An 18,405-nucleotide genomic window follows, 5' to 3' on the forward strand; every position below is an offset into this window, starting at 1 on the left:
CGGTCAGCGCGCGAGGACCTCCCGCATGCGGCCGATCTCCACGGTCTGCTCGGTGGCCACGGAGTTGGCGAACTCGTTCAGCTGCTGGTCGGCTCCCACGGTGAGCAGGTTGGTGGCCATCTCGATGGCCCCCTCGTGGTGCTCGGTCATCATCTTGACGAAGAGCGTGTCGAACTCGGCGCCGCGGGCGGCGGCCAGCTGCCGCATCGCCTCCGGCGTCTGCATGCCGCGCATGCTGCCGTGGTCGTGACCGGCGATGTCGGCCGAGAGGCCGCGGTTCTGCAGCCAGGCACGCATCAGTCCGATCTCCGGGTCCTGGGTGGCCCGGATCCGGTCGGCGATGGCCCGCACCGCCGGGTCGGCGGCCCGGTCGGGCGCGAGCCGGGACATCTCCAACGCCTGCATGTGGTGCGGAATCATCATCCGGACGAACCAGAGGTCCATCTCGTTGTGCGGCGTCGAGCCCGCGCCGCGGACCTCTCCGGCGCGCCGGGTGGCGGCGGGCTCTCCTGGCCGCCCGGGCACGATGACCGTCACGTCGGTCGGTTCGGGGCTGCCCGGCGTGGCGCTGGCGGGCGCGGCGGCCGGTCGCGCGGGCGCGGCTCCCGAGCCATCGCGGGCGACGACGAAGACCACGGCTGCCACCGGCAGGGCGATCGCCAATGTGACGGCCGCCAGGACACGGGCACGCCGACCAGTCATGAGCCACTCCCTGAGATCGAGGTCACCGCGATGCTATCCAGTCAAGGATGGACATCGATGTGACAGCCATCACACGCCACGCCGAACCTCTTCCCGGACGGCGGCTTCGAGGGCAGCGAGACCGGCTCCGCGACCACCGGTTGCCACGAGATCACCGCCTACCCGTCGCGGGACCTCGCCGCCGGGGCGTGCATGGGTGACGGCATCCTGATGGACATCCGCAATCGGGAGGCCCCGCGGGTGATCAACCGGGTGCGCGACACCACCAACTTCGCCTTCTGGCACTCGGCCACGTTCAACAACTCGGGCACCAAGGTCGTCTTCACCGACGAGCTGGGTGGCGGTGGCGCGGCCACCTGCAACGAGGAGGTCGGCCCGAACCGGGGCGCGGACGCCATCTTCGACATCACCGGTCGCGGTGACCAGCGCAAAATGAACTTCCGCAGCTACTTCAAGATCCCGCGGGTCAACGCCGACACCGAGAACTGTGTGGCGCACAACGGCTCGCTGGTCCCGGTGCCAGGCAAGGACATCATGGTCCAGGCGTGGTACCAGGGTGGCATCTCGGTCTGGGACTTCACCGACTCGGCCCAGCCCACGGAGATCGCCTTCTGGGAGCGCGGTCCGATCTCGAACGAGCAGATGATCGGCGGTGGTAGCTGGTCCGCGTACTACTACAACGGCTACATCTACTCCAACGACCTGTTCAAGGGCTTCGACGTCCTGAAGCTCACCGACGAGCGCACCCGGCCGGCCGAGCGGGTCCGGTACAAGGAGCTCAACGTGCAGAGCCAGCCCAGCTTCCAGGGCGGGCGGTAGGCGCCGCACGGCGGCACCCGCCGAAGCACACGCGAGAAGGGCCCGGTCCCCGGAGAAGGGGCCGGGCCCGGCCGCGTCCGGGACACGTGCGCGAGCGCCGGTGTCCGGATCGCGTTGAAGACGGTCGGCGACGTCCGTGCGGGAGCAGGGGCGGGCCGCACCCGCTCGGGCCACCCGCATGCCCGCGACCGCGTCGAGCCGCTCAGCGCATCGTCAGCGCGTAACGTCGCTCGGCACCGCCGGCAGTGACCAGCCGCACCTCGCCACTGCGCAGGCCGTACGTCACCGACCAGCGGGTGTGTGCCTGCCGGACATCGGTCAGCACCCGCAACGCCGCTCTGGCGTCCGCCACACCACCGGCCTCGGTCATCGCCTGGGCGATCAGGTCGTACCGGCGGTCCGCACGGCGCGTCTGCTCCGGGACCCCGACCACCGGCACGTTGGTCAGCGCCTGCCAGCTGCCCTGGCCGCGCTCGACCCGCATCCGGCCGTCCACGAACTCGATCACCGCGGACGCGCCGGTGGCGTCGGCCAGCAGGTAGTGCAGCGCCGGCCCGTCGGAGAAGTCGAGATTGTGCGCGGTGAAGACGGCGACCGCCTCGTCGACGCTGGCCGCCCGGTCGAGCACCAGGCGCAGGATGCGCACCGAGCCGACGGTCGGCTTACCCGGCACGGGGTCGGCCCGCGCGGCGTCGTCGGCCGCCAGCCCCACGGCCAGGCCACGCTCGTTCATCCCGTCGAAGGGCAGCAGCGGCGCGTTCAGCAGCCGCCGGTCACCGCTCAGGTTGGCGCCGACCCCGAGGTAGGACAGGTCCACCAGCGAGATCGACGCGTACCCCTGGGGTGGTTCGGTGCGCAGCACCATGGCCGGGTTGGGGTCCCAGTCGAAGTTGCGGGCGAACAGCGGCCGGCTCCGGTCGCCGGCCGCCACGAAGAGCGAGCAGCCGAACGGGCTCGCCGGCGCGGCGTCCGTGCCCACCGTGGCGTCGTAGGACCCGACGTAGGTCATCTCGTACAGCGGCAGCTCGTCAACCCGGCGCAGGCTGGCCAGGGTCTGCTCCACCTGGGTCGCGTTCTGCCGCGACGCGGTGGGCGTGCCGGTGGGGGTGGGCGCGGACGTCGGGGTCTCCGACGGGGCCGAGCAGGCGGTGAGCACGAGCAACAGGGCCAGAGTGGCGGCCGGTAGAGTCCTCCGCATATCCACAGGACGCTATGCGTCGGGCACCCGCCTGTCCATTGGCCGGACCGGCCGGGCAGCCCGGCCCACCGGTCAGGTCGCGTCCGGCTCATCGGCAGGATGCCCTCGCCGCCGGGCGGCACCGCCGCGGCCGTCAGCGCGCTGCTGCTGACCTGACCCCGGGCCCACAGCGGGCGGGCCCGGGACGTCACGCAAGCCCGAGCGTCGGGCAGGGCGCGGAACGGTTGTCAGCACGAGCTTGATACCTGAGAGGCATATTTATGCCTCTCAGGTATCAAGCTCGTCGCGGTGTTCGCCACCCGCCGCCTCGCCCGAGGCAGGACAGGTCGGCCCTACCGGGCGCGGCACCGGCCGGGCGCGGCCTATCCGCGAATCCCGACGCCGATCACTCCTCGGCGCGCTCGACGGCGAACATGAAGCAGCCGTACACGACGTTGCGGCTGTGCAGCTGGCGTACGGCCGGGTCGGCGAGCAGCTCGGCGATGACCGGCTCCGGATCACCGCCGTCGTGCCGCCGGCCGCCGTGGATGCGGCCCTGCCGGTCGTACGTTCGCAGGATCTGTTCCCGTCCGCGCCAGGCCGCGGGGTAGGCGTCGGTCGGCTCCGGCCCGGGACAGGCCGCGGCATGGGCGAAGACAGGTCCGATCTCCCGGTAGGGGCCGTCGGCGACCGGCGGAACGTACCCGAAGAGCAGCAGCTCCTCCCCCGGCGCGGCGTCCCGCAGGCAGCAGCGCAGCGGTTCCCCGCCATCGGCCCGGGTGGCCTCGACCGGCCGGTCGGCGGCGTCGCGCCGCGTTCGGCGGACGACGTGGAGCAGTTCGGACGGCAGTGGGCGGACGACGAACCCGTTCGGTTTGATCATGCGCCCAGCCTGAACCGGCCGCGACGCGAACGCTGGCGGCGATCGGACCTCGCGTTGCCGCCGTGCGACCGCAGGCAGCGCGAGCCCGGCGATGCCGGGTCAGCCCCGGTGCACCGCGCGCCGGGGGCCGCGGCCGGCCGCGCCTCCAGCCGGTCGACCACGCTGCGGTCACCACTGCGTGCGCGTGCTCAACCGGTGAGCGGGGCCTCGTCACCGCCTCGGGTTCGCCGCGGGCCCACCAGCCGGCGCACCATCGGCGCCGCGTTCCACTTCGCCGCGCCGACCAGGTCCCGGGCGTGCTCCAGGACCGTGTAGTCCGGCCGCGCCAGACCGTCCGCGATCGCCTGGTCCAGGTCATTGCCGCACCGGCTCAACACGCTGTCGAAGTCCCGTCGTACCGGCTCCAGCAGCTGGTAGCCGAACGAACGGTACAGCCGGGCGAAGAGGGGCTTGTAGAGCCGCGCCCGCTCGTGCAGCCCCGACGAGTACGACATCGGGTTCTTCGGCCGCCGGAGCACGTACTCGGGCAGCACGCCGGCGAACGCCCGCCGGACGATCCACTTCTCGCGCCCGTCGCGCAGCTTGAGCTCCAGCGGCAGTCGCATGGCCAGCTCGACGACGCTCGGGTCGAGGAACGGCACCCGGGTCTCCACCCCGTGACCCATGCTGGTCCGGTCGACCCGTTGCAGCTCGGTACGCCCGAGGTTGCGGATTCGATGGAGGAAGAGCCGGCGGGACGCCTCCGACCCGACCTCGTGGTACATCGGATACCCGCCGAACAACTCGTCCGAGCCGTCGCCGGTGAGCGCCACCTTCACACCGAGCTGCCGCAGCCGCCGGAACAGCGGTACGGAGACCACCGCGTTGATGATGTCGCCGTACTCGGTCAGCTCGGAGATCCGGATCGCCTCCCGGATGTCGGCCAGCCGGATGTCGCGCGGGCGCAGCTCCACCACCTCGTGCGGCACACCGAGGTCGGCCGCGAGCCGCCGCGCGTACGCCACGTCGGGGCTGCCCGGCGCACCGATCGTGATCGCCAGGCAGTCCTGGTCCAGCTCCCGCACCTCGTGCAGCACCAGCGAGCTGTCCAGCCCGCCGGAGAGCACCACCCCCACGGTCAGGTCGGTGTCCACCCGGACCCGGATGCTGTCCCGCAACGCGGCACGGACGAGCAGGGCGGCCTCGTCCGGGTCGTCGATCACGGGAAGTCCCGCGCCGAGGGCGAGCAGGTCCACGTACGGACGCAGCCGGACATGACCGTCGGCGTCCGCCCAGCCGTGCTGCCCGGGCGGCACCTCGCTGACCGGCACGCCGTACCCGACCAGCGCCTTGACCTCGGAGGCCACGTGCAGGCAGCCGGGCTCGCGGGCCCAGTACAGCGGCTTCACACCGAGCGGATCGCGGGCCAGGTACACGCGTCCGGTGGCCCGTTCCACCACGGCGAAGGCGTACTCGCCGCGCAGCCGGTGGACGGCCTCGGCACCCCAGTGCTCGAAGGCGGCCAGCACCACCTCGGTGTCACTGTCGCCCCGGAAGTCGTGACCGAGCCGGCTCAGCTCCGTACGCAACTCGCGGTGGTTGAAGACCTCGCCGTTGTAGCAGAGCAGCCAGCGCTCGTCCGTGGACGTCCACGGCTGCACCGCCCGATCGCGGTCCACCACGCGCAGCCGGCGAGTGCCGGCGAGCAGCCCGGACTCGTAGCGGGCCTCGGTCACCTCACCGCGCGGGGCGAGCACGGCGAGCATCCGGCGGAAGAACGTCGGGTCGGCGTCCGGGCCGATGCTCAGGGCGATGCCGCACATCGGCTCAGAGACCCATCTCGACTTCGTACGCCCGGCGCAGCCGCCGCCCCGCGGCCGGCGCGAGGCACACGTGCCAGGCCTGCCCCTCGTCGATCACGTTGACCTCGCCGGCCTGCTGGCGCTCGAGCAGCAGGGCGGCCAGGGTGTCGCGTACGCCGTAGCGCGCGAACCAGGTCATCTCCACGTCGATGGCGTAGCCGACGCAGTGCCCGCTGGGCAGCATGGCGGCGTAGCCGAGGCGGCGCAGACGGTGCTGGTGTTCGACGCTACGAGTGAGCGAAGTGACCCAGAGTGGTGGGGTGCCGGGCGGGGTGGCCGCCGCGAACTGCCGGGCGAGGTCGTTGAGCAGCGCCACGACCTCGCGGCGGGCGCGCCGGGCGAGCAGACCGGCGGTACGCGGGCTGGCGTCGGGGCGCAGCCGCCGCCGCACCGCCTGCCATCCCCGGCCCGCCACGCTGCCCGGTTGTTCCCGGTAGCGGAAACCGAGCAGGTCACGGCGGCGCAGCCACTCCAGGTCGACCAGGTCGGTACTGCCCTGGACCTGGTCGTCGGTGAGGAAGGTGCGGGTGTCCCGCCACCACATGACGTCGATGCGGGAGAGCAGGTAGATCCGCACCAGCGCGGTCAGGTCCGGTGCGGAGCTGCGCGTGTTGTGTTGGTAGCGGGCCATCTCCAGCAGCAGCGTCTCGCGGGCGCCGAGGAAACCCTGCGGAGTCGCGTCGAGGACCGCGGCGAGGGCCGGCTCGCGCAGCCGGTCGTCGATGAGCACCTGTCGGGCGGCGACGCTCGGCGCGTCGGCGAGCGCGCCGACCTCCACCAACAGGTCCGCGACGGCCTCCCGGTAGGCGGCGAGATCCGGTTCGGTGACCGGCGCCGGTCCGGGCGGGCTGGGAAGGCGGCGGGCCGGGGCGGTGGAGGCGGCGGTCGGACCGGACCGGCCCCCGGGGCTTCGGCTGGGCACTCGCATGATCGGTCCTCTCTGCGGTCACGACACCTGGGTCGCTCGCCCTGCACAGACACGGTAACCAGCCGGATCGGGAGAAGGCCGAACATTCCTCCTATCACCCGCTAACGGTGACGGCTCGGGAAAGCCCGACACACCCCGCCAGCAGCCGGCAGGGTGGCCGGGTCAGGCACGAACCGGTCAACAGCCGCGGGACTGCCACCGCCGCGGCGGTGGAACGAGCATCAGTTTGGCGGCATCCACCCGTCCGTCAGTGCCTGCACGTCGGCGTACGACGGCGGTTCGGGCGACGCGACCGCGGCGGCCGAGGCGCGACCGGCGTCGACGCCGACGCGTGCCGGCGTGAGGGCTTCGACGCTGGCCAACGCGGCACCGAGCGCGGCCCGGAACGGCAGCGAGCCGGTGCTCACCCGGGCCACCCCGAGCCTCGCCAGCTCGTCGACCTCCAGGAGAGCCGGGCGGTACAGCACGTTCAGCGGGGCGTCGGCCGCGGCGACGAGGACGCGGATCGTGTCCGCGTCCGGCACGCCCGGCGCGAAGATCCCGTCGGCCCCCGCCGCCCGGTACGCCCGCACCCGCCGCACCGCGTCGCGCAGCGGATCGGGCACGCCCAGCCACCACGCGTCCGTGCGGGCGTTGACGAACAGCCCCGGCACCGCGGCCTTGACCGCCGCCACCTTGTTCGCGGTCACCGCCGGTGGGGCGAGCGAACCGTCCGGGCGGCCGTCCTCCAGGTTGACACCGACCACGCCGAGCCCGGCCAGCTCGACGGCGAGGGCGGCGACGTCCGCCGGGTCGTCGCTGAAGCCCGCCTCCACGTCGACGGTGAGCAGTACCGGAAGCCGGCGCAGCAGCCGGGCCAGCCGCAGCGTCTCGGTCCGGGTCGCCGCGACGCCGTCCGGCAGTCCGGCCGCGGCGGCGAGGCCGAGGCTGGTGGTGCCGACGGCCGGGTAGGACCGGGTCGCGAACATCGCCGCCGAGGCATGGTCCCAAGCGTTCGGCAGCAGCAGCGGGCGGCCGGGCCGGTGCAGCGCACGGAAGGCGGCGCAGCGGTCGGCGTACCGGTCGGCGGCGGTGGACGGTTTCGTCATCGCGGGGTCACCTCGAGTCGGGTCGGCACGCGCAGCAGCGGGTGTGGTTCGTACGCCGGCACGCCGGGCGCGAGCCGGCACCGCTCGCGCAGCACGTCCAGCACTCCGCTGGCGAGCGCCAGCGCGTGCCGCTGCCCGGGGCAGCCGCGGCGGCCGGCGCCGAACGTCAGGGCGGGCGTGGGGCGGCCGGGGGTGAAGGAGTCGGGCTCGGGGAAGAACTCCGGATCCCGGTTCGCCGAGTCGAAGCGCAGCAGCAGCGGGGTGCCCGCCGGCAGGTCGACGCCGCCGATCTGAACGTCTCCGGTGGTGATCCGGCGGGTGCCGCGTACCGGCGGGTCCAGCCGCAGCACCTCGTGGAGCAGCTCCGCGGTGTCGCCGGCCGGACGCCCGGTGCCCGCGACCTCGCCGGCGGGCGGACCCAGATCCTCGGCCGGAGCCAGATCCGCGGCCGGCGGCGGATCGGTGGGCGGGGGCAGGAGGTTCCGGGCACCGGCGCCGATCAGCCCGGCCGTGGCGTCGCAGGCCTGGACCAGCAGGCCGAGCCGGTTGGCGAGCACCTCGGGCGGGGCGGGCGGGGCCAGCGCCACCAGCACCGTGACCGCCCCGTCGGCCCGCCAGGCCGCGGCCGCGTCCGCGCCGGGTTGGTAGGCGGCGGCGATCGTGGTCACCGCCTCGACGGCGGTCGCCGCCTCGGCCAGCCCGAGTCGCCCGGCGAGCACCCCCACCGGTACCCGCCGGGCGAGCGCGGAGGGCACGTCCAGCCGGCCATCGGCCCGGTCCAGGGCGTCCGCGGTTCGCCGGGCCGCCTCGGCGCGCAGCTCTTCCGGGTCGAGCGGGGTCAGGGCCGCGAGGCCGGCTGCCCGCCGGGCGGGATGGTCCTCCGGGGTGCTGAAGCGGCTCACCAGGCCACGGAGCCAGTCGAGCGTGTAGGCCGCGCCGGGGCCGACGGCCGGTACGTGGCAGGCCGGGGCGGCGAGGGCGGCACGCACGTCCGCGTACCGGGTCAGGGTGCAACCGGTCCGCGGGTCCACGGTGGGCGCAGCGCAGGCTGGAGTGCCGGGGATCGGAGCTATGCGGGGGCGGGTGAGCGTCACCCGACGAACGCTAGGGCCGGGACGGTGCGGCCGGCGCCGAAGTGTCGACGCGCCCCCGGGGCAGGCCACGAACCAGGTGATGATCGGCTCGTTCGGTGCAGGCGCGGTGTCACTACGCCCGGGACATCCCGAGATCCGGTGGATCAGCCGCCGGCCGGGCGGCGTGCGCCCGGCCGGCCGGCTTCGCCGTCGACCAGGGGTGGGCGCGCCAGGTCAGGCGCGTCCGCCGCCGGTGACGGCGTCCGCCGGCGGGGTGAGGTCGGCCGCTTCCAGGCCGAGGGCGGCGGCGAGCGCCGGGGCGCCGGACGGGGTGAGGCGCACGGCCCGGCCCACGCCCCGGGTCAGCCAACCCAGGTCGATCAGGTGGGCGCAGAGCGCCGCGCCGAGGGCCCCGGACAGGTGCGTGCGCCGCTCGGTCCAGTCCAGGCAGTCGCGCAGCATGGGCCGGCGTGCGGCGCGCAGCGGCGCGAGGAGCAGTCCCAGCTCGGCGCACCAGCGCTCCCCGGCCGGGGTGAGGGCCAGCCCGGCCGACCGGTCCAGCAGTCCCCGGTGCAGCAGCGCGTCGTGCACCAGCACGCCGAGACGCCCGGCGAGATGGTCGTAGCAGGTGCGGGCGTACGCGAGCGCGGCACCGGCCCGGGCGGCCCGCAGCGACCGGTCCGGGACCGGCGGCGCGGAAACCCTTCCGGCCAGGTCCTCGACGAGCTGGGCCACGCTCGCGTCGGCGAGCCGCAGGTAGCGGTGCCGCCCCTGCCGCTCCTGCGCCAGCAGCCCGCCGTCGACGAGGCGGCTGAGCTGCTCGCTCGCGGTGGACGGGGCGACGCCGGCGGCCCGCGCCAGCTCCCCCGCCGTCCAGGCCCGACCGTCGAGCAACGCCAGGCAGATCCGGGCCCGGGTGGTGTCGGCGAGCAGCGTGGCGAACTGTGCGAGCCCCGGGGCCCAGGCGGTCATCGGGTGCATCCGCCCATGCTGGCACGGGGACGCTTCGGTCTTCGCCGACCGGTCTTCACAACGTCGCACGGCGCGGCCGGCCGGTGTCCGGCGGCACCACGCCGGCGGTCAGCGCCGAGTTCGCCCACTCGCGCTTCGACCGCTGACCGTGCGCTGACCGGGGCCCCTGGCGACGGGCCACGGTCAGCGTCCGGCAGCGAGCGGCCCGGCCGTACGGGTCGCCCCGTCGTAGCTGCGCGCCGCAACGAACTCCCCGGTCGGGCGGTCACCGCCGATCACCGCCCGGGCCCGTCGGCGGTCGGCGTCGCGGAAGCGCAAAGCCAGGCTCAGGTGCGGAATCCACCGTCCGGGCAGATGCCAGGGGTGTGCTCCGGGCGCGCCGGCGAGCACGTCCCAGACCGCCCCGTGCAGGGCCAGCAGCTCCGGCGTCGGCCGGATCAGCCACACCAGCGGGGCGCTGCCGTCGAGCACCGCCACCCGGTCGACCCGCGCGCGGACGGGCAGCGCCGCGTCGAACAGATCGGTGAGGCGTTCCTCGGCTCCGGGCGGGAACTCGTCCACCGCGGCGAGGGTCAGGTGGGGGCGGTTCGTCGGGTGGATATTGCGGGCCAGGCTGGGCAGACCGGTCTCGGCCAGCCGCTGCCACGCGGCCCGCACCGTGGCGTCCAACTCCGCCGAGCAGAGCAGTTCGACCGTACGCACCCGCCCACGCTAGTCGTCCACGAAGGCGGTCGGGAGACCCGCTCAGAGCCAGCCGTTCTCCCGCGCCGTCCGGATCGCCTCCGCCCGGTCGGCCGCGCCGAGCTTCTGCACCGCGGCCGCGAGGTAGTTCCGCACCGTGCCGGCGGACAGGTGCGCCCGCCGGGCGACCACCGCGACCGGGGCGCCCATCTCGGCCAGCCGTAGCGTCTCCAGCTCCCGAGGAGTCAGTGGACAGTCGGGCAGGGTCAGCGCGTCCGCGGCCAACACCGGGTCGACGTACCGTCCGCCGGCGCGCACCCGGCGGATCACGTCGGCGAGCGCGCCGCCGGGTGCGCCCTTGGCCAGGAAGCCGCGAGCGCCGACGGTCAGCGCCTGGCGCAGATGCGCGGGGCGGCCGTGCCCGGTGAGCAGGACCACCGCGCACCCGGGCAGCGCCCGGGACAGCTCGGCGGCGACCTGGATGCCGGTCAGCCCCGGCATCTCCAGGTCGACCACCGCCACGTCCGGCCGGTGCGCCAGCGCCGCCGTCACCGCCGACGGCCCGTCGGCCGCCTCCGCCACCACCTCGACGTCGGGCTCCAGCGCGAGCAGGGCGGCCAGCGCCGCCCGGATCAGGTCCTCGTCGTCAGCGAGCAGGACGCGGATCATGATTCGACCGGAAGGGTGGCTTCGAGGGTGAACACGTTCTCCTCCCGCCGGACGCGCAGCCGCCCGCCGGCCTCGGCGAGCCGGTCGGTGAGCCCGCGCAGGCCGTTGCTGTGCTCGTCCGGCCCGCGACTCGCGGCACCGTCGTTGGCGACCGTCAAGCGCGCGACGTCGCCGTCACGGACGATGTCGATCCGGCACCAGCCGGCCCGGCTGTGCCGCAGCACGTTCGTGCCCGCCTCCCGCAGCACCGCCGCCAGGTCGCTCGCCGCCGCCGGTGGCAGGTCGGCGGGTGGGGGCACGGTCGTGCACCGTACGCCGCAGGAGCGCAGCACACCCGCCACCGCGGCGAGCTCGTCGGCCAGGTCGACGGCCCGGTAGCCGTGCACGGTCGCGCGGACCTCGGCCAGCGCCGAAGTCGCCAGCCGCTGTACCTCGCTGGCCTCCCGGCCGGCCCGCTCGGCATCCACCTCGGCGAGGCGGGCGGCCAGCTCCGCCTTCAACGCGATCACCGTGAGGTTGTGCCCCAGCACGTCGTGCACGTCACGGGCGAGACGGAGCCGCTCCTCGGCGGCGGCCAGCCGGCCCCGCGCCAGCTGCCCCTCCCGCGCCTCGACGAGCAGATCCCAGAACCAGACCTGGAGCCAGTTGACCGCGGCCGTGCCCGCACCGACTCCGCCGGTCACCAAAAGAAACCGCGAGACCTGTCCGCCGCTCCAGAGCCCCACCCCGGCCGACACGGCGAGGGTCGCCGCGGCCACGGCGGCCACGACCGGTGGTCGTACGAGCAGAGGTGCCATGCCGACCAGCGAGGCGCCCAGCCACGCCCAGGTCGGCCACGCGCCCGCGGCGACCGGACCGACCAGCGGGACGGTCAGCAGTGCCACCGCAGCCAGACCTGACTGGGACCGACGGCGCCACCGCTGCGACAGCCAGGGGGTCACCGCCGCGTACAGCACCGCGGCCTGGCCGGCTGCGAAGCCGACCACACCCACCGCGCCGAGCGCGGCGCGTACGACGTCGGGCTCCCGGGCCACACCGACCAGCGGCAGCAGCAGGCTGACCCAGACCCCGGTCGCCAGCGAGACGAGCGTGGCCGTGCGTGCGCGACGCAGCCGCCGGTCCGCCCGGGATCCCGCCGCCTCCTGTGTCACGGACCCGATCGTAGGGCCGTCACCGCACCATCCGCCCCTGCGAGATGTCACGAATGGACCGTGCACATCGCACGGAAAACCCGTGACATCCGGGGCTGCCCGGCTGGTCGCCTACGCGGGCAGGGTCGACGGTATGACCGACACCCTGATCGACCAGCCGACCACCGCGACCGGCCCGCGCCGGGCGGGCGGCTTCGCCCACCTGCTGCGGCACCTCGGCGAGATGGTCCTCGCGATGATCGCCGGGATGCTGCTGCTCGACCCGGTGTGGTCGCTCGTCGCCGATCCGCTGGGGCTCACCATCGCGCTCGACCGCCCGGACGTCGCCGCACTGGTGATGGCCACGAACATGACCATCGGCATGACCGTGTGGATGCGGCACCGGCGGCACTCCGCGGTGGCCTGCGCCGAGATGGCGGCCGCCATGTACGTCCCGTTCCTGGTGCTGCTGGCGCCCTACTGGGCGGGCCTGCTCGGCGGCGACGCGATGCTGCTCGGCGGCCACCTGCTGATGCTGCCGGCCATGGTGCTCGTGGCGCTGCGACACCGGCACCAACCGCCCGCGGCCGCGCCTCGGCGGGCGCGACTGGTCGCCGCGCTGGTCCGGCGTTGGCCGACCGGACTCGCCCTGCTGATGACGGTCGACCTCTGGATCTCACCGACGGTGCTCGGCCCGTGGACGCTGCTCGTGCTGCCCGCCGGGTATCTGATCATCGGCGCGTACCGCCGCCGGCTGCGCGGGCCGGGTGTGCTGGCCCGGCAACTCGCCGGACTGGCCGTCTGGTCGGCGCTGGCGCTGTTCGCGGCGGCGGCCGGCGGACGGAGCGCCGCGTGGCTGGTCGCCCTGGGCTGGCTCGGCCACGCGGTCTGGGACGTCGTGCACCACCGACGCCACGGGGTCGTGCCCCGTGGCTACGCCGAATGGTGCGGGGTGCTCGACACGGTCGTCGGCGTCACGATCGTCCTGGCGCTGCTGACCACCTGATCCCGATGTCGCCACCCTCGGCCGCCACCCGATCAGGAGGACAGCGGCACCCGCTCCGGACCCGCATTACTTGATCATCTTGACGTTCCGGAGGCATCTGCGGCGGATAGGTGCCGGTCGGCGAGGCGGGCCCGAGGCGGTGATGAAAGGCTTGGCACATGAGTTCGGCACAGATCCACCCCACCGACCAGGTCGACACCGAGGCGAACGGCTTCGCGGACCTGGGGCTCCGCCCCGAGTTGCTGGGCGCGCTCACCGCCCTGGGCTACGAGGAGCCCACCCCGATCCAGCGGGAGGCGATTCCTCCGTTGCTGACCGGCCGGGACCTGCTCGGCCAGGCGGCCACCGGCACCGGCAAGACCGCGGCCTTCGCGCTGCCCCTGTTGCAGCGGATGCCGGCGCACCGGGACAGCGGCGACCCGGTGGCGCTGGTGCTGGTACCGACCCGGGAACTGGCGGTGCAGGTCTCCGAGGCGTTCCACCGCTACGGCCGGGAACTCGGCGCCCGCGTGCTGCCGATCTACGGCGGGCAGCCGATCGGCCGGCAGTTGCGCGCCCTGGACGCGGGCGTCGACGTGGTGGTGGCCACCCCGGGTCGCGCGCTGGACCACATCGCCCGGGAGACGCTGCGGCTGGGCGGGATCGCCACCGTGGTGCTGGACGAGGCCGACGAGATGCTCGACATGGGCTTCGCCGAGGACATCGAGGCGATCCTGGAGCACGCGCCGGAGCAGCGGCAGACGGTGCTCTTCTCGGCCACGATGCCGTCGCGCATCGACGGGATGGCTCGGCAGCACCTCACCGACCCGGTCCGGATCCTGATCCAGCGGGAGCAGCCGGTCGCCGGAGAGGCGCCGCGGGTGCGGCAGAGCGCGTACCTGGTCGCCCGGGCGCACAAGCCGGCGGCCCTGGGTCGGGTGCTGGACGTGGAGTCGCCGACCGCCGCGATCGTGTTCTGTCGCAGCCGGGAGGAGGTGGACCGGCTCACCGAGACGATGAACGGCCGAGGCTACCGGGCTGAGGCGTTGCACGGTGGGATGAGCCAGGAGCAGCGCGACCGGGTGATGGGGCGGCTGCGCTCCGGCACGGCCGATCTGTTGGTGGCCACCGACGTGGCCGCGCGCGGCCTGGACGTCGAGCAGCTCACCCACGTGGTCAACTACGACGTGCCGTCGGCTCCCGAGTCGTACGTGCACCGGATCGGGCGGGTGGGCCGGGCCGGTCGGGAAGGGGTGGCGATCACCCTGGCCGAGCCCCGGGAGCACCGGATGCTCAAGACCATCGAGCGGGTCACCGGCCAACGGATCTCCATCGACACCATCCCGACCGTGGCGGATCTGCGTACCCGGCGGCTGGAGCTGACCCAGGCGGCGCTGCGGGAGAGTCTGCTCGATGACGACCTGGAGCCGTTCCGGGTGATCGTGGAGTCGCTCACCGACGAGTTCGACCTGATGGAGGTCGCCCTCGCCGCAGTGCGGCTGGCGCACGAGGCGACGTCGCCGGGCGCGGACGACGAGGAGGAGATTCCGCAGGTGTCGCTGCGCGGCCCACGCGAGGGGGCGCGGGGCGAGCGGCGCGGGGCCGGCGCCCGGCCCCGCGCGGGCGGCACCACGCAGGTCTTCGTCGGGCTCGGCCGGCGGGCCGGGGTACGGCCCCAGGACCTGGTCGGCGCGATCACCGGTGAGACCGGGATCAGCGGCCGGGACATCGGCTCGATCGAGATCGCGGACCGGTTCTCGCTGGTGGAGGTGCCGCAGGCCGTCGCCGACGAGGTGATCGCGGGGCTGCGCGCCAGCACGATCAAGGGTCGCAAGGCGACCGTACGCCGTGACCGTGACCGTGACGGCGACGACCGGGACCGCCGGGAGCGGGCGCACGCCGGCGATCGCCGGGAGCGGCCGTACGGCGGTGACCGCCGGGAGCGGCCGTACGGGGGTGACCGCCGCGAGCGGCAGGACCGCGACGGCGACCGCCGCGACCGTACCTGACCACCACCGCGGTTCTCAGATGCCAGGAAGGGCCCCCTGCCGTCCCGTTCGGGAGACGGCAGGGGGCCCTTCGGTTCGGCGTCAGGCCGCGGCGAGCGCCGGACCGTCCAGCGACTCCGTGTCGATCTCGGCCGGGCGCAACGCCAGGGCGAGCACGTCGGCGACATCGGAGAGGGTGTGGATGGTCAGCGCCTCACGGACCTCGGTGGGCAGGTCGTCCAGGTCCGGCTCGTTGCGCTTCGGGATGATCACTTCGGTCAGGCCCGCCCGGTGCGCGGCGAGCAGCTTCTGCTTCACCCCGCCGATGGGCAGCACCCGCCCGGAGAGGGTCACCTCACCGGTCATCCCGAACTCGGGCCGGACCGGCCGGCCGGTCACCAGCGAGGCCAGCGCGGTGACCATCGTGATGCCGGCGCTGGGGCCGTCCTTGGGCACCGCGCCCGCCGGGAAGTGCACGTGGATCCGGCGCCCGGCCAGGGCGTTCGGGTCGATGCCGAGGCGTCGACCGTTGGACCGCAGGTAGGACAACGCGATGTGGGCCGACTCCTTCATCACGTCGCCGAGCTGACCGGTCAGGGTCAGCCCCGGCTCGCCCTCCATGCTGGTCGCCTCGATGAAGAGCACGTCCCCGCCGGCGCCGGTGACGGCGAGGCCGGTGGCCACGCCGGGCACCGCGGTGCGCTCCGCCGACTCCGGGGTGAACTTCGGCCGGCCCAGGTAGCGGGCCAGGTTGCCGGTGTCCACGTGGACCGGCGTCGGGTCGGTGGCCAGGGCCACCGCCACCTTGCGCAGGATCTTGGCGAGCGCACGCTCGAGCTGCCGGACACCGGCCTCCCGGGTGTACTCCCCCGCGATCTGGGCGAGCGCCTCGTCGGCGACGGTCACCTCGTCGGCGGTCAACCCGGCCCGCTCCCGCTGCCGGGGCAGCAGGTGGTCCCGGGCGATGGCCACCTTCTCGTCCTCCGTGTAGCCGTCCAGGGTGACCAGCTCCATCCGGTCCAGCAGCGGGCCGGGGATGGTCTCCACCACGTTCGCGGTGGCCAGGAAGAGCACGTCGGACAGGTCGAGGTCGACCTCCAGGTAGTGGTCCCGGAAGGTGTGGTTCTGCGCCGGGTCCAGCACTTCCAGCAGCGCGGCGGCCGGGTCACCGGCGTATCCGGCGGCCAGCTTGTCCACCTCGTCGAGGAGCACGACCGGGTTCATCGAGCCCGCCTCGCGCAGGGCCCGGACGATCCGGCCGGGCAGCGCGCCGACGTAGGTGCGCCGGTGGCCGCGGATCTCCGCCTCGTCTCGGACGCCGCCGAGGGACACCCGGACGAAGTTGCGCCCGAGCGCCCGGGCGACCGACTCGCCGAGGCTGGTCTTGCCGACACCGGGAGGCCCGGCCAGGGCGAGCACCGCGCCGGAGCCGCGTCCGCCGACCACGCCGAGGTTGCGCTCGGCACGCCGGTTGCGCACCGCCAGGTACTCCAGGATGCGGTCCTTCACGTCCGGCAGGCCGGAGTGGTCGGCGTCGAGCACCGCACGCGCCGCGGCCAGGTCCGTGTTGTCGGTGGTACGCGTGTTCCACGGCATCTCGAGGACGGTGTCCAGCCAGGTACGGATCCAGCCCGCCTCCGGGGAGGCGTCGCTGGCCCGCTCGAGCTTGCCGACCTCGCCCAGTGCCGCCTCGCGCACCTTCTCGGGCAGGTCGGCGGCCTCGACACGGGTCCGGTAGTCGGCCGAGCCGTCCGGCTCGTCCTCACCGAGCTCCTTGCGGATCGCGGCGAGCTGCTGGCGCAGCAGGAACTCCCGCTGCGACTTCTCCAGCCCCTCCCGCACGTCGTTGTTGATCTGCTCGGTGACCTCCTGCTCGGCCAGGTGCTCCTTCACCCAGCCGACGAGCAGCTCCAGCCGGGCGGTGACGTCCGGGGCGGCGAGCAGTTCGTTCTTCTGCTCCAGGCTCAGCCAGGGCGCGTAGCCGGCGGAGTCGGCGAGCTCGGAGAGATCGGTCATCCGCTCGATCGCGTCGATGACCTGCCAGGCCCCACGCTGCTGGAGCAGCGACGACACCAGGGCGCGGTACTCGCGGGCGAGCTCGCGGGCCCGGCCGGCGGGGGTGGCTTCGGAGATCTCGGTGGCCTCGACCCAGAGCGCGGCCCCCGGCCCGGGTACGCCGGAGCCGATGCGGGCGCGCGACAGACCACGGATCACGGCGGCGGGCTCCCCGCTGGGCAGCCGGCCGACCTTCTCGATGGTGGCCACCACGCCGACCGGACCGTACTCTCCGTCGATACGGGGCACGGCCAGCAGCGTTCGGTCGCCGGAGGCGCGGGCCGCGTCGACCGCGGCCTGAGTGGTCGGGTCGAGGGTCACCGGGATGACCATGCCGGGCAGCAGCACGGCATCGGTCAGAGGAAGTACCGGAAGAGTTGCCATCGAACACCTGCCATCGCATTGAGTTGAGCGTGTCTGGCTCAAGTCATGAGGCGCTCGCTTTCTTCCGGGGTGTGAGCCAGGCCACTGTCGGTGCGGACGCCGGTCACCGGCAGCAGGAGTTCCCGCAGCAGCGGGCCGCCCCCGACGAGCACCACCGCGACCGGGATCGCGATGCTGGTCAGAGCCAGTGCGGCCACCGTCCAGGCGGGCAGCCCGGCGGTCACGGCGCCGACGGTCAGCGCGCCGGAGACGGCCAGCTTCACTCGCGTACGGGCGATGGGGACCAGCGGATGCGGCGACATCTTCGGCACCTCTTTCCAGGTCGTCAGAGCAGGACCAGCAGCGCGGCACCGACGGCCGCGGCCGGAATGGTGGTGATCACGGTGGCCAGCAGGGCGGAATGCCGGCGCAGCGCGGCGAGCGGGATCAGCGCGTCGCCGTCCTGACTGAGCGCGTTCGCCACCAGGGTGGGCAGCGGGAGCCCGCCGCTGACGTAGAGACCGGTGAAGACGATCTGCACCGCACAGCCGGGAATCAACCCGATCCCGGCGCCGACCAGCACGCCCAGCAACCCGGTCAACGCGAGTTGGGACCCGTCGAAACCGGTGGTCGTGGTGAGGACCTGCCACCCGACGTACGCCACGGCCACCCAGACGGTGATGAAGGACGCCTCCTGCGCACTGTGCCGCAGCGTCGCTCGGAACGACTGCGGGTGCGCCGTCTCCAGGGTGTCGTCGGCGAACCGCCCCCGGCCGGCCGCGAAGATCAGCACTGCCGTGAACGTGCCGAGCACGCCGAGCGCCAGGTACGGGTCGATACCGCCGAACGCACGGGTCAGCGTGCCCGGATCCACCATCTGGAAGACCACCGGCACCGACACCGCGAAGGCGGGCGTGGTCAGCCCCCAGAACGCCTTGGCGGCCGGCACCCGGGGCAGCAGCCCGCCGAGCAGCCGGCGGGACGCGCCGAGAGCCGGCCCGCCGGCGGCCACCGGCCCGGCCGGTGCGGCGGGCGCGTCGACGCGGGCCGC

Annotated in this window: 15 protein-coding genes and 2 pseudogenes; 3 read left to right on the plus strand and 14 right to left on the minus strand. The window is 74.1% G+C overall.

Going from position 1 to position 18,405, the window contains the following annotated elements:
• Positions 1 to 3: 3 nt before the first annotated feature.
• Positions 4 to 702 (minus strand): DUF305 domain-containing protein, encoded by a 699-nt coding sequence (locus ABZS42_RS27500; protein WP_355150058.1) that lies wholly within the window; start codon positions 700 to 702, stop codon positions 4 to 6.
• A gap of 75 nt (positions 703 to 777) precedes the next feature.
• Here ABZS42_RS27500 and ABZS42_RS27505 point away from each other — a divergent pair.
• Positions 778 to 1,521 (plus strand): annotated as a pseudogene (locus ABZS42_RS27505) (hypothetical protein); the annotation flags it as partial.
• Positions 1,522 to 1,723: 202 nt separating this feature from the next.
• On the opposite strand, the gene ABZS42_RS27510 reads toward ABZS42_RS27505, so the two are convergent.
• From ABZS42_RS27510 to ABZS42_RS27555, 10 genes are all read right to left on the minus strand, one after another.
• Positions 1,724 to 2,719 carry a carcinine hydrolase/isopenicillin-N N-acyltransferase family protein gene (locus ABZS42_RS27510; protein ID WP_355150060.1) on the minus strand — a complete coding sequence of 332 codons (996 nt, stop codon included), beginning with the start codon at positions 2,717 to 2,719 and terminating at the stop codon, positions 1,724 to 1,726.
• Positions 2,720 to 3,104: 385 nt separating this feature from the next.
• Positions 3,105 to 3,581 carry a DUF1203 domain-containing protein gene (locus tag ABZS42_RS27515; protein ID WP_355150063.1) on the minus strand — a complete coding sequence of 159 codons (477 nt, stop codon included), beginning with the start codon at positions 3,579 to 3,581 and terminating at the stop codon, positions 3,105 to 3,107.
• A gap of 188 nt (positions 3,582 to 3,769) precedes the next feature.
• Positions 3,770 to 5,383 carry an asparagine synthase-related protein gene (locus tag ABZS42_RS27520; RefSeq protein ID WP_355150065.1) on the minus strand — a complete coding sequence of 538 codons (1,614 nt, stop codon included), beginning with the start codon at positions 5,381 to 5,383 and terminating at the stop codon, positions 3,770 to 3,772.
• 4 nt (positions 5,384 to 5,387) lie between these two features.
• A complete protein-coding gene (locus ABZS42_RS27525; RefSeq protein WP_355150067.1) occupies positions 5,388 to 6,350 on the minus strand; it encodes a DUF5715 family protein in 963 nt (320 codons plus the stop codon).
• A 221-nt stretch (positions 6,351 to 6,571) separates the two neighbouring features.
• Complete coding sequence (locus ABZS42_RS27530; RefSeq protein WP_355150069.1) at positions 6,572 to 7,438, minus strand: isocitrate lyase/phosphoenolpyruvate mutase family protein; 867 nt, start codon at positions 7,436 to 7,438, stop codon at positions 6,572 to 6,574.
• Positions 7,435 to 8,532 (minus strand): cytochrome P450, encoded by a 1,098-nt coding sequence (locus ABZS42_RS27535; protein WP_355150071.1) that lies wholly within the window; start codon positions 8,530 to 8,532, stop codon positions 7,435 to 7,437. The genes ABZS42_RS27530 and ABZS42_RS27535 overlap by 4 nt, the downstream gene beginning before the upstream one ends.
• Before the next feature lie 213 nt (positions 8,533 to 8,745).
• A complete protein-coding gene (locus ABZS42_RS27540) occupies positions 8,746 to 9,483 on the minus strand; it encodes a winged helix-turn-helix domain-containing protein (protein ID WP_355150090.1) in 738 nt (245 codons plus the stop codon).
• 183 nt (positions 9,484 to 9,666) lie between these two features.
• Entirely contained in the window at positions 9,667 to 10,185 is a 519-nt protein-coding gene (locus ABZS42_RS27545; RefSeq protein ID WP_355150073.1) for a 2'-5' RNA ligase family protein, read from the minus strand.
• Between the two features lie 42 nt (positions 10,186 to 10,227).
• Complete coding sequence (locus ABZS42_RS27550) at positions 10,228 to 10,833, minus strand: response regulator transcription factor (RefSeq protein WP_355150074.1); 606 nt, start codon at positions 10,831 to 10,833, stop codon at positions 10,228 to 10,230.
• A complete protein-coding gene (locus ABZS42_RS27555) occupies positions 10,830 to 11,984 on the minus strand; it encodes a histidine kinase (protein WP_355150076.1) in 1,155 nt (384 codons plus the stop codon). The genes ABZS42_RS27550 and ABZS42_RS27555 overlap by 4 nt, the downstream gene beginning before the upstream one ends.
• Positions 11,985 to 12,117: 133 nt before the next feature.
• On the opposite strand from ABZS42_RS27555, the gene ABZS42_RS27560 reads away from it, so the two are divergent.
• Together ABZS42_RS27560 and ABZS42_RS27565 are read left to right on the plus strand one after the other, a co-directional pair.
• Complete coding sequence (locus ABZS42_RS27560) at positions 12,118 to 12,969, plus strand: hypothetical protein (RefSeq protein WP_355150078.1); 852 nt, start codon at positions 12,118 to 12,120, stop codon at positions 12,967 to 12,969.
• Positions 12,970 to 13,127: 158 nt separating this feature from the next.
• Positions 13,128 to 14,840: pseudogene (locus tag ABZS42_RS27565) on the plus strand (DEAD/DEAH box helicase); the annotation flags it as partial.
• A gap of 198 nt (positions 14,841 to 15,038) precedes the next feature.
• Here the strand turns inward: ABZS42_RS27565 and lon are convergent.
• The 3 genes from lon to ABZS42_RS27580 form a co-directional block, all read right to left on the minus strand.
• The gene (lon, locus tag ABZS42_RS27570) at positions 15,039 to 17,375 is read right to left on the minus strand and encodes an endopeptidase La (protein ID WP_355150080.1); all 2,337 of its coding nucleotides are present in this window, start codon (positions 17,373 to 17,375) and stop codon (positions 15,039 to 15,041) included.
• A 38-nt stretch (positions 17,376 to 17,413) separates the two neighbouring features.
• Positions 17,414 to 17,677: a hypothetical protein gene (locus tag ABZS42_RS27575; protein ID WP_355150082.1), complete on the minus strand. Its 264-nt coding sequence runs from the start codon at positions 17,675 to 17,677 to the stop codon at positions 17,414 to 17,416.
• Positions 17,678 to 17,700: 23 nt separating this feature from the next.
• Positions 17,701 to 18,405, minus strand: a 705-nt coding sequence (locus tag ABZS42_RS27580) for a putative manganese transporter (protein WP_355150084.1), incomplete at its 5' end; no start/stop codon positions are given.

Source organism: Micromonospora sp. NPDC005367, assembly GCF_040606825.1.
Lineage (GTDB): Bacteria > Actinomycetota > Actinomycetes > Mycobacteriales > Micromonosporaceae > Micromonospora.

Excerpts from the sequence above, each read along its gene's own strand:
- ABZS42_RS27500 (WP_355150058.1), bottom strand. The coding sequence starts at position 702 with ATGACTGGTCGGCGTGCCCGTGTCCTGGCGGCCGTCACATTGGCGATC.
- ABZS42_RS27510 (WP_355150060.1), bottom strand. The coding sequence starts at position 2,719 with ATGCGGAGGACTCTACCGGCCGCCACTCTGGCCCTGTTGCTCGTGCTC.
- ABZS42_RS27515 (WP_355150063.1), bottom strand. The coding sequence starts at position 3,581 with ATGATCAAACCGAACGGGTTCGTCGTCCGCCCACTGCCGTCCGAACTG.
- ABZS42_RS27520 (WP_355150065.1), bottom strand. The coding sequence starts at position 5,383 with ATGTGCGGCATCGCCCTGAGCATCGGCCCGGACGCCGACCCGACGTTC.
- ABZS42_RS27525 (WP_355150067.1), bottom strand. The coding sequence starts at position 6,350 with ATGCGAGTGCCCAGCCGAAGCCCCGGGGGCCGGTCCGGTCCGACCGCC.
- ABZS42_RS27530 (WP_355150069.1), bottom strand. The coding sequence starts at position 7,438 with ATGACGAAACCGTCCACCGCCGCCGACCGGTACGCCGACCGCTGCGCC.
- ABZS42_RS27540 (WP_355150090.1), bottom strand. The coding sequence starts at position 9,483 with ATGACCGCCTGGGCCCCGGGGCTCGCACAGTTCGCCACGCTGCTCGCC.
- ABZS42_RS27550 (WP_355150074.1), bottom strand. The coding sequence starts at position 10,833 with ATGATCCGCGTCCTGCTCGCTGACGACGAGGACCTGATCCGGGCGGCG.
- ABZS42_RS27560 (WP_355150078.1), top strand. The coding sequence starts at position 12,118 with ATGACCGACACCCTGATCGACCAGCCGACCACCGCGACCGGCCCGCGC.
- lon (WP_355150080.1), bottom strand. The coding sequence starts at position 17,375 with ATGGCAACTCTTCCGGTACTTCCTCTGACCGATGCCGTGCTGCTGCCC.
- ABZS42_RS27575 (WP_355150082.1), bottom strand. The coding sequence starts at position 17,677 with ATGTCGCCGCATCCGCTGGTCCCCATCGCCCGTACGCGAGTGAAGCTG.